Source organism: Bernardetia sp. MNP-M8 (assembly GCF_037126285.1).
Classification (GTDB): Bacteria; Bacteroidota; Bacteroidia; order Cytophagales; family Bernardetiaceae; genus Bernardetia.
Map to the genome: position 1 here is coordinate 1,694,590 of NZ_CP147012.1, position 16,737 is coordinate 1,711,326.

General features: G+C 31.5%; 14 protein-coding genes. 8 read left to right on the forward strand and 6 right to left on the reverse strand.

Annotation, left to right across the window (positions count from 1 at the left end):
- Positions 1 to 246: 246 nt before the first annotated feature.
- From V9L04_RS07015 to V9L04_RS07045, 7 genes are all read left to right on the forward strand, one after another.
- Positions 247 to 1,731, forward strand: a complete 1,485-nt coding sequence (locus tag V9L04_RS07015; RefSeq protein WP_338793376.1) for a TolC family protein — start codon at positions 247 to 249, stop codon at positions 1,729 to 1,731.
- 155 nt (positions 1,732 to 1,886) lie between these two features.
- On the forward strand, positions 1,887 to 2,846 hold the full coding sequence (trxB, locus tag V9L04_RS07020) for a thioredoxin-disulfide reductase (protein ID WP_338793377.1): 960 nt from the start codon (positions 1,887 to 1,889) through the stop codon (positions 2,844 to 2,846).
- Between the two features lie 178 nt (positions 2,847 to 3,024).
- Entirely contained in the window at positions 3,025 to 3,795 is a 771-nt protein-coding gene (gene folP, locus V9L04_RS07025; protein ID WP_338794189.1) for a dihydropteroate synthase, read from the forward strand.
- A 94-nt stretch (positions 3,796 to 3,889) separates the two neighbouring features.
- Positions 3,890 to 4,267, forward strand: a complete 378-nt coding sequence (locus V9L04_RS07030; protein WP_338793378.1) for a DoxX family protein — start codon at positions 3,890 to 3,892, stop codon at positions 4,265 to 4,267.
- Between the two features lie 160 nt (positions 4,268 to 4,427).
- A complete protein-coding gene (locus V9L04_RS07035; protein ID WP_338793379.1) occupies positions 4,428 to 5,114 on the forward strand; it encodes an N-acetylmuramoyl-L-alanine amidase in 687 nt (228 codons plus the stop codon).
- A 78-nt stretch (positions 5,115 to 5,192) separates the two neighbouring features.
- Complete coding sequence (locus V9L04_RS07040; RefSeq protein WP_338793380.1) at positions 5,193 to 7,748, forward strand: bifunctional UDP-N-acetylmuramoyl-tripeptide:D-alanyl-D-alanine ligase/alanine racemase; 2,556 nt, start codon at positions 5,193 to 5,195, stop codon at positions 7,746 to 7,748.
- A 176-nt stretch (positions 7,749 to 7,924) separates the two neighbouring features.
- Complete coding sequence (locus V9L04_RS07045) at positions 7,925 to 8,833, forward strand: Abi family protein (protein WP_338793381.1); 909 nt, start codon at positions 7,925 to 7,927, stop codon at positions 8,831 to 8,833.
- Positions 8,834 to 8,950: 117 nt separating this feature from the next.
- Here V9L04_RS07045 and V9L04_RS07050 read toward each other — a convergent pair whose 3' ends face one another.
- Both V9L04_RS07050 and V9L04_RS07055 read right to left on the reverse strand, forming a co-directional pair.
- Positions 8,951 to 9,490, reverse strand: a complete 540-nt coding sequence (locus tag V9L04_RS07050; protein WP_338793382.1) for a YceI family protein — start codon at positions 9,488 to 9,490, stop codon at positions 8,951 to 8,953.
- Between the two features lie 340 nt (positions 9,491 to 9,830).
- Positions 9,831 to 10,370, reverse strand: a complete 540-nt coding sequence (locus V9L04_RS07055; RefSeq protein ID WP_338793383.1) for a YceI family protein — start codon at positions 10,368 to 10,370, stop codon at positions 9,831 to 9,833.
- A 113-nt stretch (positions 10,371 to 10,483) separates the two neighbouring features.
- On the opposite strand from V9L04_RS07055, the gene V9L04_RS07060 reads away from it, so the two are divergent.
- Positions 10,484 to 10,999 carry a TspO/MBR family protein gene (locus tag V9L04_RS07060; RefSeq protein WP_338793384.1) on the forward strand — a complete coding sequence of 172 codons (516 nt, stop codon included), beginning with the start codon at positions 10,484 to 10,486 and terminating at the stop codon, positions 10,997 to 10,999.
- Between the two features lie 4 nt (positions 11,000 to 11,003).
- Here V9L04_RS07060 and V9L04_RS07065 read toward each other — a convergent pair whose 3' ends face one another.
- From V9L04_RS07065 to V9L04_RS07080, 4 genes are all read right to left on the reverse strand, one after another.
- Entirely contained in the window at positions 11,004 to 12,740 is a 1,737-nt protein-coding gene (locus V9L04_RS07065) for a hypothetical protein (RefSeq protein ID WP_338793385.1), read from the reverse strand.
- A 30-nt stretch (positions 12,741 to 12,770) separates the two neighbouring features.
- Positions 12,771 to 14,111: a DNA recombination protein RmuC gene (gene rmuC, locus V9L04_RS07070; RefSeq protein ID WP_338793386.1), complete on the reverse strand. Its 1,341-nt coding sequence runs from the start codon at positions 14,109 to 14,111 to the stop codon at positions 12,771 to 12,773.
- Positions 14,112 to 14,221: 110 nt separating this feature from the next.
- Entirely contained in the window at positions 14,222 to 15,088 is an 867-nt protein-coding gene (locus V9L04_RS07075) for a LiaF domain-containing protein (protein WP_338793387.1), read from the reverse strand.
- Between the two features lie 134 nt (positions 15,089 to 15,222).
- On the reverse strand, positions 15,223 to 16,689 hold the full coding sequence (locus V9L04_RS07080; RefSeq protein ID WP_338793388.1) for a M28 family peptidase: 1,467 nt from the start codon (positions 16,687 to 16,689) through the stop codon (positions 15,223 to 15,225).
- Positions 16,690 to 16,737 lie beyond the last annotated feature (48 nt).

The window sequence follows — 16,737 nt, forward strand, 5'->3', positions numbered from 1 at the left end:
AAAAAGATGTTGTTTACTACGTCTACTTTTTTCTAGACATTCTTTAACAACCTCAATTAAACACCTGTAAATCAACAATTTATATATACATTTTTTACTCGTGAAAATTAATATTGATAAAATTGTAATTTTCTTTTAAAAAGTTTAACAAATCAATTACTGATTTGGTAGCTCTATATAAATAGATTTTATTTATTTTGGCTTCTTCTAATAAGAAAATATATACTCAAGAATTTTAAATCAACTATGAAAGATATGCAATGTAAAAAAGGTAAGAAGCTGGTATTACTCACTAGCTTTTTTTTTAGTGTTTGTTTTTTCTTGTTATCAGGACAAACAATTGCTCAAAATACAACAGAATGGTCACTTGACTCTTGTATCTCGTATGCACTTCGTCAGAATATACAACTTAAAATAAGTGAACTTGGTATTGAGAATTCTGAATTAACATTGAAACAATCAAAAGATAACAGATTACCAAATGCTAACGCATCTATTTCTCATAATTATAATTGGGGACGTTCGATTGACCCTTTTTCAAATAGCTTTGTAAATCAGCGTATTCAAACCAATAATTTGTCTCTAAATTCTTCTGTTACTCTTTTTAATGGTTTTAGTCTAAAGAATACAATTGAACAAAATCAACTTCAAGTAGAAGCAGATAAGCTCAACTATGGACAATCTCAAAATGACTTGATGCTAAATATTGCTAGTAACTATCTACAGGTTGTTTTGAATAAAGAAATTGCAGCAAATGCTCGTCGTCAGAAGACAAGCACACAAGCACAATATGATAGAACAGCACAACTTGTAGAAGCAGGTGTTCTGCCTAGAGCAAATCTATATGATTTGGAAGCACAATTAGCAGCCGATCAACAACAGATTATTTTAGGAGAAAATAATTTAATGTTAGCAAAATTACAACTTCGCCAACTTATGCAACTTTCACCTACTGAAGAGTTTGATATTGTTACTCCACAAGTAGATGATCCTTCAGCAGTTTTAGACTCTAAAAATCCATATCAAATCTATCAGATTGCCGAAACTACACAGCCTAATATAAAAGGAGCAGATATCAGCATTGAAGTAGCAAAAAAGGGAATTGATATTGCAGAAGCAGGTAGGTTACCTATACTTTCTTTAATAGGAGGAGCAGGTTCGAATTATACAAGTAATCAAAGAGTTCGTTCTGATTTTACCACTCAGACCGTTGTAGGTGTAGATACACTTGGATATATTCCAGATGGAGCAGGACTTCCAGCAGATTATGTAGTACGTCCCAATGTAGCTTTTGGAACAGAAAATTTTGGTTTTTTTAGTCAGCTTAATGAATCCTTTAGATATAATCTAGGATTAAATCTTCAAATTCCAATCTTTAATCGTTTTCAAGTAGATAATAACATTCAAAGAGCGCAAATTCAGACTCAAAATGCTCAATTAAACTCTCAACTTGTTCGTACTCAACTCTATCAAACCATCGAACAGGCTTATATTTCGGCTCGTGCTGCAAAAGCCTCTTTTGAAGCTAGTCAGCAGCGTGTCAAAGCATTAGAAGAAACTGTTAGAGTAATGGAAAAAAGACTTGAAGCAGGGGCAGCCAACAGTACAGAGTATACAGTAGTAAAAAATAACCTTTCTGTTGCACAAGCTGATTTGCTTAGAGCCAAATATGAATTTATTTTTAGAATAAAAGTATTAGAGTTTTATGAAGGAGAAGAGTTGAAATTCTAATAAAAATCTGATATTTAGTAGTTTCAAAACCATTTCTCATAAAAAATCGTTTATTTTGTAACTTATATGAAATTATGTTGATACGTTGATTAAAGGGAAAAGATAACCAACTAAAAACATTTTTATATTAACAACCAAAAAATAAAAAAAGAATTATGTCAGAAATACATACAACAAAATGCCTAATTATTGGCTCAGGTCCAGCAGGTTATACAGCAGCTATTTATGCAGCTAGAGCAGGACTAGAACCAATTTTATATAAAGGACAACAACCTGGAGGGCAGCTTACTATCACAAATGATGTAGAAAACTTCCCTGGTTATGCTGATGGTGTAATGGGTCCTCAAATGATGCAGGATTTGGATAAACAAGCAGGTCGTTTTGGAACAGATTTGCGTTATGGAGTTATCGAAAAGGTAGAATTTAGCAAAACTGGAGGAGTTCATGTTGCTTATGACGATTCTGGAATACGAATAGAAGCCGAATCAGTTATTATTTCTACTGGTGCTGCTGCAAAGTGGTTAGGTTTGCCTTCTGAAGCAGAATACAATGGAAAAGGTGTTTCTGCTTGTGCTGTTTGTGATGGTTTTTTCTTTAGAGGACAAACAGTTGCAATTGTAGGTGGTGGAGATACTGCTTGTGAAGAAGCAAGTTATTTGGCAAAACTTTGTAAGAAAGTATATATGATTGTTCGTCGTGATGAACTTCGTGCTTCCAAAATCATGCAACAACGTGTCATGACAAAAGACAACATCGAAATTCTTTGGAATACAGAAACAGAGCAAATTTTGGGAGATGGAGAAAATGTAACTTCGGTTCGTCTTCTAAATAATCAAAAGAATGAAAGTTATGAGATTGCTGTAGAAGGATTTTTTGTAGCCATTGGACACAAACCAAATACAGATATTTTTGTAGGGCAATTAGATATGGACGAAAGTAATTATTTAATTACACAAAATGATAGCACACTTACTAATATTCCTGGAGTTTTTGCTTCTGGAGATGCTCAAGACAAAATTTATCGTCAAGCTGTAACAGCAGCAGGAACAGGTTGTATGGCTGCTCTTGATGCAGAACGTTACTTGGTAGAAAAAGAAGCAATGGTAAATGCTTAATAATTAAGTACAAATACATGAATAAAAAAATTAGCTACGTTGCCTTTTATATTTATAAAAGTTAGTGTAGCTAATTTGATTTAGACAAAAAACTATAAATTAATTCTTATTGCAAACCTCAATCATCCCTACCCTACGTCTAAAAAATCAACTCATTTCCTTACAAAAACCAATTGTAATGGGGATTTTGAATGTTACACCTGATTCTTTTTATGAAGAAAGTAGAATAACTACTGAAAAACATATTCTCAAAAAAGCATCTCAAATGTTAGAAGAAGGTGCAACTATTTTGGATATTGGAGGATATTCTACTCGTCCAAATGCTGATGATATTTCTATCGAAGAAGAAATAAATAGAGTTGTACATCCAATTTCAGCTATAAAAAAAGAATTTCCAAACGCTATTATTTCTATTGATACTTTTCGTTCAAAAGTAGCTAGGGAAGCCATAAATGCAGGTGCTGATTTGATAAATGATGTTTCTGGTGGAAATTTGGATAATCAAATGTTTGAAACGGTAGCAAATTTGAAAGTGCCTTATATTTTGATGCACATGAGAGGAACACCTCAAACGATGAAAACACTAACCAATTATGAAAATATCATTGCAGAAATGATGACTTATTTTCATAATCGAATAATGACTTTGAAAAATTATGGAGTAGAAGAAGTTATTCTTGATTTAGGCTTTGGATTTGCCAAAACGATAGACCAAAATTATTTTCTTCTGAAAAATTTAGCCATTTTTGAGCAGTTCGAATTACCTATTTTAGCAGGTCTTTCTCGTAAATCTATGATTTATAAACGCCTTGATATTCCTGTTTCAGAAACACTAAATGGAACTACAGTTTTGAATACAATAGCTATTCAGAATGGAGCAAAAATTTTGCGTGTTCATGATGTTAAGCCTGCAATGGAAGCTATTCAGCTTTTGAGTTATTTGAAATAAATTATAATTGTACCTACAACTATATTTCATAAATTGCGTATAAAATTTTAGTCTTTTATATCAATTCATAAACTCAATTTTTTAAATCAAAACAATGAAAAGTAAAATTCTCTTTATTGTCAGTCTTCTTTTTGGTCTAATGATGATTAATGGTGGACTTAATAAATTTCTTCACTACATGCCTATGCCTGAGATGCCAGAAGCTGCTACCAAACTAATGATTGCTTTTGTAGAATCTGGTTGGATTATGTCTCTAATTGCTATTGTAGAAATTGTTGCAGGAATCTTGATTATCATTCCAAAAACTCGTGCTTTGGCTGCTATCATGATTTTTCCTATTACTATAGGAATTGTATTTTTTCATATTTTTCAAGATTCTTCAGGAATGATTATAGGTTTTGTTCTTTTGCTTATTAATCTTTGGATAATTTTTGAAAACAAAGAAAAATATATGCTTATGATTAGTGAATGACTAATAAATTCTTAAAGTTAAACTATAAATTAGGTTTTCTATTTTTAAAAATGGAAAGCCTTTTTTGGTTCGTTAAAATAGAATCAAAAAAACATTCTAGCAAAAAATTTGTACTTTAGTTTGTCTCTAAAATGTAATTATAAATCTATCTATCCAAAAAATGAAATATTACTACTTTTCTAAAATTAAATATTTTGCTTTATTTAGCTCTTTTTTAGTCATTTTTCTAATAGGAAGTAGTTTTTCTTTTTTAGATGCTACTCAAAAAAAACTATTTGTAGTTGTCATTGATGCAGGACATGGAGGCTATGATGTTGGAAACGAATGTTCAGACTTAAAAAGGTTTAAACAAGAGAAAGATGTGGTTTTACCTGTTGCTTTACAACTGGGAGGTTATTTAGAAAATTTATTAGAAAATGTAAAAGTAGTTTATACTCGTAAAAATGATACTTTTGTGAGCTTAGAAGATAGAGCAAAAATAGCAAATGATTCGAGTGCTGATTTATTTATTAGTATTCATGCCAACCACAATCCTATAAAAAGTATTTATGGTTCGCAGGTTCATATTCATAATCACGACATAAAATTCAGTAAAATTTTTGCCAAAAAACTGATAAAACAACTTTCTGAACGAGCAAAAAGAAAAGTATTAAAACTTCAAACAACAGATGACAGAGGACATAACTTATTTGTTCTTCAAAACACAAAAATGCCAGCCGTTTTGGTAGAATTAGGTTTTATGAGTAACGCAAAAGAAGAAGTATATCTCAATAGCGAATACGGACAAGCGATTTTAGCTTCTGCTATTTTTCGTGCTGTCAGAGAGTATCGTGAAGTAGTCCAATAATTAGAATTTGTTTTTGTAAAATTTCGTATCTTTTCATTCCCAAATAATAGCAAATAAAATTATATCAAAACCGAATTTATGCCTACTTCTTCTCTCGTTTCTAATGTCGCTTATATTACCGATTACTACAAAGAATTTCGTTACAAACAATTACTAACAGATAGTCGTAAACTTTCCATTCCTCACGATACAATCTTTTTTGCTATAAAAGGAAAACGCCAAGATGGGCATAATTTTATCAAAGGTTTGTATAATAAAGGTGTTCGATATTTCATAATCGAAGACGAAACGGCTGCCTTAAGACATTTTAAAAATGATGAGGAAGCACAAGGCGCACATTTTCTGCTTGTCAAAAATAGTATTCGTGCTTTACAAGAACTAGCTGCTCACCACAGAAAACAGTTTAAACTTCCTGTTATCGGAATTACTGGAAGTAATGGCAAAACCATTATAAAAGAATGGTTATCACAGCTTTTATCAGATAGTTTTCAGATTATCAAAAGCCCAAAGAGTTATAATTCTCAAATTGGTGTTCCTTTATCGGTTTGGGAACTTTCAGAAGAACATACACTTGCTATTTTTGAAGCAGGAATTTCACAACCTGGGGAAATGGAATATTTAGAGCCTATCATCCAGCCTAATATTGGAATTTTTACGAATCTAGGAAGCGCACATGATGAGGGTTTTGAAAGTCGAATAGAAAAGGCAACCGAAAAAGCAAAATTATTTGAACACTGCAAATTTCTTATTTCAAGAGATATTTATTCAGCAGTAAATACAGCAATTCTTTATTTAAAAGAACGAAAAGGTGACCCTCATTTTTTTGGTTGGACTACTCAAGATGTCGCTATTTATCCATCTGCTGTCGATATGCGTTACCTTGACCCAAATGTGGGTGGTGTGAATGTGGGTTTGTATGACCCTCATACTGACAAAAAACTCAATTTTTATTTACCTTTTTCTAATCCTGCTCACGTCGAAAACTGTTTGCATTGTGTTGTTACTATGTTACTTTTTGAATACAAAGAAAAAGAAATTCAAGAAAAAATAAATAAGCTAAAAGCTGTAGAGATGCGCCTTGAACTCAAACAAGGAATTTTTAATTGTAGCTTAATTGATGATACCTATAATAATGATTTTGCAGGGCTCAATGTCGCTTTAGATTTTTTATTACAACAAAGTAACAAGCCAAAACGAACTGTTATTTTGTCGGATATGCCAGAAGAAAATCAAAAAGGATTATATGAGAAAATATTTCAATTGTGTGCAAAAAAAGGAGTAGAGCGTGTTATTGCAGTTGGAGAAAATATCAAGAGAATGCTTATTCCTGATACAGAAATGCTTATTGATGTAGAGTTTTTTGCTACCACAGAAGATTTTCTGAGTGATTTTGCAGATGGAGATATTCGTTTTGGTAATGAAGCTATTCTAATAAAAGGAGCAAGAAGATTTGAGTTTGAAAAAATTGTAGATGCTTTAGAGTTAAAAGTACATGGAACAAAACTAGAAATCAATCTTAATAATTTAGCACATAATTTAGACTATTTTCGTTCACTTATTTCTCCCAGAACGAGAGTTATGGCAATGGTAAAAGCCTTTGGATATGGAAGTGGAAAAAACTTCGAAATTGCTCATTTGCTACAATATCATAGAGTAGATTATTTGGCTGTGGCGTATGTAGACGAAGGAATTTCGCTGCGAAATGAAGGAATAAGAACACCAATTATGGTCATGAATCCTTCAGTGGATAGTTTTGAAAAAATGTATATTCATAAACTTGAACCTGAAATTTATAGTGTTGCAACCCTAAAAAGATATGCAGAATATGCAAAAGAAAAAACGTATGAGCTTAATCTAGCAGAGTTTGGAGCAGATGTAAAAGATGTGTTCAAAATCCATTTAAAATTAGATACAGGAATGACTCGTTTGGGTTTTTCGACAAATGATTTACCTATTTTATTAGATTTGATTCAGTCTGTTGGCGAATCTTTAGAAGTAGCAAGTGTATTTACACATTTAGCAGCAGCAGATGATGAACAAATGGACGATTTTTCACTCCAACAAATCAAAGAATTTGAAGAATGGGCTGCCGAATTAGAGAAACAATTAGGCTATTCTTTCCTTCGTCATGCTGTCAATTCAGCAGGGATTATTCGCTTCAAAAATGCACATTTCGAAATGGTACGTTTGGGTTTAGGATTATATGGAGTGGATGCTTCCAAAAAAGCACAAGAATATTTATTGCCTATTAGTTCATTGAAAGCAACCATTTCGCAAATAAAAGTAGTTCATCCCGAACAAAGTATTGGCTATTCAAGAAAAGGAAAAGTAGAGCGTATCTCCAAAATTGCTACTATTGCCATTGGTTATGCTGATGGATATGATAGGCGTTTTGGAAATGGAGTAGGAAAGGTTTATTTACATGGCGAACTTGCACCTACGATTGGAAATATTTGTATGGATATGTGTATGGTAGATGTAACTGATATTGAAGATGCAAAAGAGGGCGATGAAGTCATTATTTTTGGAGAGTATCCAACTGTAACCGACCTTGCCAATACTATTGGGACAATTCCGTATGAGATTTTGACCAATGTAAGCGAACGAGTAAAACGTATTTTTTATGCAGATTAAGAAAAACAGTTATCAGTTAATTTCAGAATCGTGTATGTTAAAAAAGAGAGATAATTTTTTTATTATGCTTTTTTTTACCACCTTTACACTATCAACGCTCCTCTCGCCTCTTCTTTTTATTAATAAAATGAATGCGCAATTTTGAGGGGCTTTTTGTTTGCCCTTACTTTTTTCTGATGATAGAATATACAAAAAAGCCAAAATCTGTCGAACAACAAATAGAATTGTTAAAGAGCAGAGGTCTATTATTTTCGAATGAAGATAAAGCAGCTAAAATACTAGAAAACATAAGCTATAGTAGGCTTAGTGCTTATTGGTATCCCATGCTTAAAGAACCAAAAGAAGACGAAATATTTAAAGAAAATTCCTATTTTGATACAGTTTTCAAAATTTATCAGTTTGATAGTGAGTTAAGAATATTAGTGTTTTATGCAATAGAACAAATTGAGATAGCTTTAAGAACACAGATAACATATCAATTATCTATAGAACACGATACAGGGTTTTGGTTTGAAAAAAGTGCCCTTTTTAAATCTTATCCCAAATTTATTGAGGTAATCCAAATAATAATAGCAAGTACGAACAAGTCTAATCAAGATTATATTAAAAAATATAAATCAAAATATACTCAATATTTACCACCAGCTTGGAAAAGTTTCGAAATTTTATCTTTTGGAGTATTAAAAACAATTTTTGAAAATCTAGAAGATAAAAACATGCAAATTAATATATCTAATCATTTTGATTTAAACCATGAAGTTTTGAAATCTTGGTTAGAGTCAATTCTATATGTTCGTAATGTTTGTGCCCATCATAGTCGTTTATGGAATATAAAATTAACTGTTTCGCCTAAATTTCCTAGAAGGACAACTGGTAAATGGATAAACAAATGGAATGAAATAGAGGATAGTGGAGCAAAAACTTATGTAATTCTTTGTGCATTAACTTATTTAATGGATAAAGTCAATCCATATCATAAATTTAGAAAAAAGTTATTTGAATTAATCCAAGAATATGAAAGTAGTATAGATTTAGCTCATATGGGTTTTACTGAAGATTGGAAACAACAAGAATTATGGAATTAAACCAATCAAAAAGTGAATATATACCAAAACATTATATGCTGCACAAATCGAAAAAAACGACATTCCTTCAAAAGAAAAAATGTCATTTTTTATTCCCTATTCTCCACTAATTTAACTCTAAACAGTTTGTTCTACTACCTTTGCAACTTGTACGTTCATAATTAGTTTTACCTCATCACTTACTACTATTCCACCTGCTTCAGTTACACCATTCCAAGTCAAACCAAAATCTTTACGATTGATTTTTCCTTTTAGCTCAAAACCTGCTTTTGTGTTTCCGTACATATCATTTGCTGTTCCACCATATTCTACATCTAATGTAACTGGTTTTGTTGTGCCTTTAATAGTCAAGTCTCCTTTTAACTCATACTCATCTCCTGATTTTTTCTCAAAAGAAGTAGATTCGAAAGTAAGTTTTGGAAATTTCTCTGCGCCAAAAAAATCGTCAGACTTTAAATGTCCGTCACGCTGTCCATTTCCTGTTGTGATACTGTCTATGCTTGCCTCAAAAGAAATTTTTGCATCTGTCAAGTCATCTTTAGTAGCTTCTAGTTTTCCTGAAAACTCTTGAAAAGAACCTGTTACGGTAGAGATTACAAGGTGTTTTACTTTAAACTGAATTTCAGTGTGCATTGGGTCAATATTCCAAGTAGCCATAATAAAAAGTGTTTGTCTGAAAGTGATAAAAAAAAATGATGGAACAAATAATTAATAGCAGAAAAAATAGAAATTTTGAAGTTATCTATTCTGTTATTTCGTTGCTCTTGATTAGTTATACGCAAAGATAAAAAAATAGTTGTACATACAATCATTTATTTTCAAATAAAATCGAAAAATCTCAAAAAAACCTAATTATTACGCCAAAAAGACATTTAATTTAATTGTCTAAACAATTAAATTAAGATCTAAATACAAAAAAAAAGCCTTTGTTTTATGATTTCTCATCAAAACAAAGGCTTTAAAAATCTTAATTGTTTTTCCTTTATGATTCTTTTATTTAGTCTTGTTTTACAAGTTGTAGTTCGGCAACAAGTCTTATATCATCAGAAACTATAACTGCACCTTCTTCTGTCGTAGCACTCCAAACTAATCCAAACTCTTGACGGTTTACTTTTCCATTAAGTTCAAAGCCAATTTTAGTTTGTCCATACATATCTACTGCTGTTCCACCATATTCTACCTTTAAAGAAATTGGTTTTGTTATTCCTTTTATAGTCAAATCTCCTTCCATATTATATGAATCATCAGAGCCATTTTTCTTAAAAGAAGTAGATTTGAAAGTAATAGTTGGATATTTTTCTGCTTCAAAAAAATCATTAGAGCGCAGATGCTCATCACGCTGTTCTACACCAGTATCGATACTATCTACTTTAGCTTCAAAAGAAATTGTTGAATCTTCAAAATTGGTTTTGTCATCAGATACTTTCTCCATTTTTCCAGAAAACTCTAAAAATGAGCCTGTAACAGTAGAGATTACCATGTGTTTGGCTTTAAATTGAATTTCGGAGTGCATTGGGTCTATTGTCCAAGTTGACATAAAAATAAAAATTTAGTTAAAAAAATGATTTACAGAACCTATAACAAAGAAGTTTAAAAAATGTTGTTGCTATAAATTTATTTTTTCAACTTCTATTTTTTACTTTTATAAATATGCAAAACAGAAAATCATTTATCATTAAAGCCTTAATTTTAGTTATTATCTGTGAGGTTATTGGTATCGTTGCAGGACTTGCTACAGCAGAAGGTGTAACAAGTTGGTTTCAGACCATCGAAAAGCCCTTTTTTAATCCTCCAGGTTGGCTTTTTGCGCCTGTTTGGACTCTTTTATATTTTTTGATGGGCATTTCGGCTGCTCTTGTTTGGCATAAAGGCACAGATAATGGAAAAGAACAAATTTTTGAAATGAATAATAATAAAGTGCGTATTGCATTAGGTCTGTTTGCAGTTCAGCTTATCCTAAATTTTTGTTGGTCATTTATCTTTTTCAAACATCATCTACTCTTTTTTGCTTTTATAGAAATAATTACGCTTCTCACTTTTATTATTCTCACCACAATACATTTTTATAGAATTCATAAAATAGCAGGTCTTTTAATGATTCCCTACATTTTGTGGGTGAGTTTTGCTAGTGTTCTGAATTTTTCGCTTTGGTGGCTCAACAAATAATTATTTATTTTCTCTCAAATCCTTTTACAAAATCATCTTGATAGAAAATAGAATAGTTCAAACTATCTGTTTTAGACAATGGAAATTCTTTTTCATTAGGTAAAATAATAATTTGATATTCTGTTTTTGGATTTGGTAAAACCTCAACTTTTGTATCTAAATCTCTGAAATAATATCTTAGAAAGACATTATAAGTATCATCTAAAACCAATACAGAGCTTGGATTTTGATGATAAATAGTTTTGGCTAAAGGCTCTGCAAACTGATAAACATTCGTTCTGATATTCCAATGATAATATTGTCCATACATTCTAAAGGCACTATAAAGAATAGCTAGAGAAATAAATATAGCCTGAAAACATTTTTTATAAAATAGTTTAGTAAGGTATTTTTCTGTCAGAATTCCTATACCAAAACAAAGCATCAAAATTTCAGCTACTTGTCTGTACAAAAAAACTCTTTCAAAAGGCAATACTTTTTGAATAAAGACAATCAGATAAGGAGAATAAGCAATACACCAAAAATAAATGACTATTTTTCTAAACTCTTTCTTATAAAAAAATAAAACTAGAGAAGTTATGAAAGCCAAAATACCGATAACCCCATGCACCTCCCACAAATAAAAAGGGAAACTTTGCAACCATTTTTCAAGATGTAAAGGAGCAACCCAAGAATTAGAAACAATGGCTGAAAGTCCATTAAAAATAAGAATTGGAGAATACAGCATCAGAATAATTATTCCTGAAATAAAAGACACTATAATACTTTCTATTCGGATTTTATTTGTTCCAATAATCCACAAGCCAAGCAAAGAGCCAAACCAAACATAAACAAAAACAGGAATGGTATAACAACCCAAAATTATAGATACAGACCATAAAAACCAGTGTTTTTTAGATTGGGTTGTTGTCACTAAAAAACCAACAATGGCTTTATTCTGATTTGAAATAATTTTGAAAACAGCAAAACAAGACCACAAAAAAAACAAAACTATCCAAGCATAACCTCGTCCATGGGTTGCATAAAAGAAAAAACCTCCACTCAAGGCAATCAAACCAAAGGCAAACCAAGCTATAGTTTTTTGTTTTTTTCTATAAAAAAATAGCCAAATTGTCCATAGAGAAAAAATGGCTGAAAATGTAGCAGGAAGTTTTAGACAAATAAAATCAGAAAAAAAAGAAGGAATAATCTTGTTGAGAAAAGCCGAAAAAATCAGAAAAGCAACGTGGTTATTTGGAGCAGGATAATAAGTAGCACAAACCAAAATACCTCTATCTACAAAGAAGGTATAAGAAAAAACTTCATCATTTTGCCAACCATAAATCCACCAAAAAATGATATAAACAGGCAAAGGAATAAATAAAACTACTTTTTCAAGAATAGAAATTTGACTCCAAATAGATTTTACTTTCTTTGAAATTGATTCTATTTCAATGTAAATTCTATTCTTAGAGAGAATAAAATACTTTTTTATCCATTTCCACTTCCAAAAAATCAAAGCACAAAAAAGTGTGTAAATTGTTCCACCAACTATTTTTAAAATAAAAAAACGAGTTTCTGTCAGTAGATTTTGACGAAAAAAATCAATTCTATCAGTTTTATTATAAAAAGAAAGAAGCTCAAAAGTAAAACTCTGATACTCCAAATTAAATAGAAAAATCAAGAATAAAATTGAACACAAAACTACACTAAATACGACTACAAAACCCACAAATTTATCTAAGAATATGCCTTTGCTCATATAAATTATAGATTTTGTTTGAAGATAAAATTATTCTTCCACACGAATTTCCTGTACTTTTTGAAGTTGTTTTTCTATGGCACGAGAACGAACATTTGCTTGGTCTAAGGTATTACTAGCTTCTCCCAATTTCTTTTGGATTTTTTCTAACGCAGTTCCAAAATTAGAAAACTCATTTTTTATACTTCCCAAAAGCTGCCACACTTCGCTACTTCGCTGTTCGATAGCCAATGTTCTAAATCCCATTTGCAGACTATTCAGAATGGCTGAAAGCGTCGTCGGACTTGTAATAGTAACTTTATAATCTCGCTGAACTTGCTCAAAAAGTCCGTCGCAACGCATCACTTCGGCATACAAACTCTCAAAAGGCAAAAACATGATTGCAAAATCAGTGGTGTGAGGAGGAACAATATATTTTTGTTGAATATCTTTTGCTGATGATTTTATTCTATTTATCATCAATTTTCGTTTTTCTTCTATCAATTTTGGTTCTGCCAAATCATACGCATCCATTAGAGAATGATAATCTTCAACTGGAAATTTTGCATCAATCGGAATCAGAACATTCTGACTTTTATCTTTTGCATGTGGAATCTTCAAAACAAATTCTACAATGGCGTTACTGTTCGGATTTGGTTTTACATTTTTGGCGTACTGTTCGTTACTCAAAATTTGCTCTAAAATAGCTTCTAACTGAAATTCTCCAAAAATACCTCTTGTTTTTACGTTATTCAAAATCTTTTTCAAATCGCCTACACCGTTTGCCAGTTGTTGCATTTCACCTAATCCTTTATGAACAAGTTCTAGCCTTTCGCTCACAATTTTGAAAGATTCTCCCAAACGTTTTTCTAAAGTAGATTGTAGTTTTTCATCAACTACATTTTTTATTTCGTCTAGTTTCTGTGTGTTTTGTGTTTGCAACTCATTCACTTTGAATTCTAAAGTTTTTCGAATATTTTCTAAGTTTGAAGTTGTTGTTTCATTGATTTTACTTTCAAACTGCAATATCGTTTGTAGGGATTCTTGTCTGTTGCTGTCTAATTGAGTTTTGAAATGACGAAAAGCCTCTGCTATTTGACGAATTGTTTTTTCTAATTGGTCTTGATTTTTTTCAGAAACTTGTCCTAAAGTCTCTCTAAACTGCTCAAAAGTTTGGTTACTTTCTGTGCGATTTTCTTTTGATTGTTGGGCAAGTTCTTGACGATTGAAAACAAACTGTTGTTCTATTTTTTGTAAATCTCGTTCTATAAATTGCAGATTTTCAAGGAGTTTGTTTCCGTTTGTATTCTCCTTATTTTGTATCAATCTTATTAACAAAAAAATTACAACTCCTATTCCTATTAAAATCAGCCACAGTAAAGCATTTTCCATATTATCTTAGACTATTTTTATTTGAAAGCTAAAGCATTCAGTACATTTTTGCACCTTAAAAGGTACACTACATTTATTTTTTGCTCATTTTATTAGATAAATTTCAAAAACTAATATATTACTTTTACTGAACCCATAAAAGTATTTCCATGCAAAGTAATTGTAAAAGCAATAGCTTTGTTTTCTGTTTGTTCATTTCCTAAAAATTTATTGACTTGACTCATAAAACCATTTTTTTTATCTTTTATAGAATACTCTCCCAAAATAAGATTTGTATTTTTCTGAACTGTTCCACCATTAGGAATATAAATTTTGATTTCATTGAGCGCACCTTTTATAAAAATATCAATATGCTTTCCTGCTAAATCTTGGTTTCTCAAATCTAATGTGGTATTACTAAAAATGCTATCCACATCTATTCTAAAACGCTGTCCTTCAAAACGACAGTTTCTAAAATCTATTTTTTGTGTTCCAAAAACAGCTTGAAAATGAACAGATTGCTCTGTTAAAACTGGTACTAACTCCTTATCAGTGGTAAAAATAGCTTTTACACTTCTAGCAGGGAAAAAATTAGAAAGCTCTGAACCCAAATGAGTGGTCGTTTTAGAAGAAGAAAACTCTGAAGTTGAGTGGGTCATTCGACTACTAGAGGATGAAAACTCAGAATCTGAGCTTCGCTGGCTAGAAGAAGAGAATTCAGAACTTGAATGGGAGGATTTCTCACTAGAAGATGAAAAAGCAGCAGGAGGAAAATCTGATTTTTGTTGTGAGATATTTTTATTGGGAAATAATTTATTCTTTATTTCTTTAGGAAAGTCAAAAACAATCACTTCTAATTCCTCAATACATTTTGCATTTAGAGCTTCTTTTACTCGGTTTTCATATTCATCATCATCCAAGTTTTGCTCAGCAAAAGCTGTATTCAAGACATCTATAAGTTCTTCTCTTTTTGCAGGTAATCCGTAGGTAGTTTTCATGATTTTTGTAAGTTGGAAGTCGTTGGTGGAGACAACAGCAAGAATAATATGTAGAATAAAACTGCAAATTACTTTTTCTATTCTAAAAAACAAATAACTGTTTCAAGCGTCGACGCTTGAAACAGTTATATAAATTATTCTATTCCATATTCAGCCATCATATAAGTAAGGCTTGCCATAGCAGCAGCTCCCAATAAAAATTCTCTTTCATGAACAGCTTCAAAAACATCTGTTTTGGCATGGTGATGGTCAAAATAACGCTGAGAATCAGGTTCTAAACCAATCAAAAGCGTTCCAGAATCTCCCAAAGGACGAATATCTGTTCCTCCATAACCATACTCTACTTTATGCAAATTATACGGCTCAAATAAAGGAATCCATTTTTGAATAACTTTCAAACGAATAGAATCCTGAACTCTAAAACCTCGTGGTGTAAATCCTCCACTATCTGATTCTAAAGCAGCAATGTGGTTTTCATTTTTCTCTGTTGCTAATCTTGCATATTCTTTTGCTCCTCTTGCACCATTTTCTTCATTCATAAACAAAACACAACGAATTGTTCTCTTTGGTCTAGTTTCTATTTTTTGGATTAACCTCAAAACTTCAACAGATTGCAAACAGCCTGTTCCATCATCGTGCGCTCCTTCTCCCAAATCCCAAGAATCCAAATGTCCTCCAACTGTAATTATTTCTTCTGGCTTTTCTCTTCCTCTCAGTTCTCCAACTACATTATAAGAAAGAACATCTGGCAACGTTTGGCAATTGAGTTGCAATTCCATTTCTACTGATTTATTTTCTTTTTTAGCTTTAACTAATAATTTTTCTAAATAATCAGCCGAAATTGTACTAAGCGCAGCAGCAGGAATTTTTTTTCCATCTTCTTCATAAACCATTACTCCTGTATGTGGATGATTGTCATTTGCTAGAGTAAGCGAACGCAATAAAAATGCTTTTGCACCTACTTTTGCAGCATAATTTGCACCACGTACACGCACAGAAGAACAAGCTCCATAAGCAGAACCAGTATTTATAAATTTTGCATTCATTGGTTGAGTTACAAAAATGATTTTACCTTCGTATTTTTTGGCTTCTTTTTTAGATAAATTTTCTAAATCATCCAAAGAATTTACAGCTATTATTTCAGATTTGATTCTTCCATCTGTTCCAACCGAGCCACCTAAAGCTGTAATATCAAGCACTTTTTGATTGATTTTATTCTTATCATTACCAATAATCTGACAAAACTCTTTTTCGCCACGTTCCCAATGAGGAACCATAACAGGTTGTAAATAAACGCTATCCAAGTTCATAGAATCCAAAACTCTCTGCATATATTCAACAGCTTTTTGGGCATTTTCCGAACCACTAAGGCGTGCGCCAATATCTTTACACAAATAACGAAGTTGAGCATAAGCAGGCGAACCGACTAAAGCATCATCATGAATAGAGCGCAAAACTGTTTCAGGTGCAGGAATTTCAGTTTTTATTTTATCAGAATCAGTGATTACATAATTTGGTGGAGCTTCAGCAGTCGTACAAGAAAAGAGAAATAATCCATTACATAAAATGAGAATAACAAACGAGAGAATAGTTTTTTTCATAGAGAAAGTATAGAAATAAAATTCTATTTTTTTAGGTGTAAAATAAGC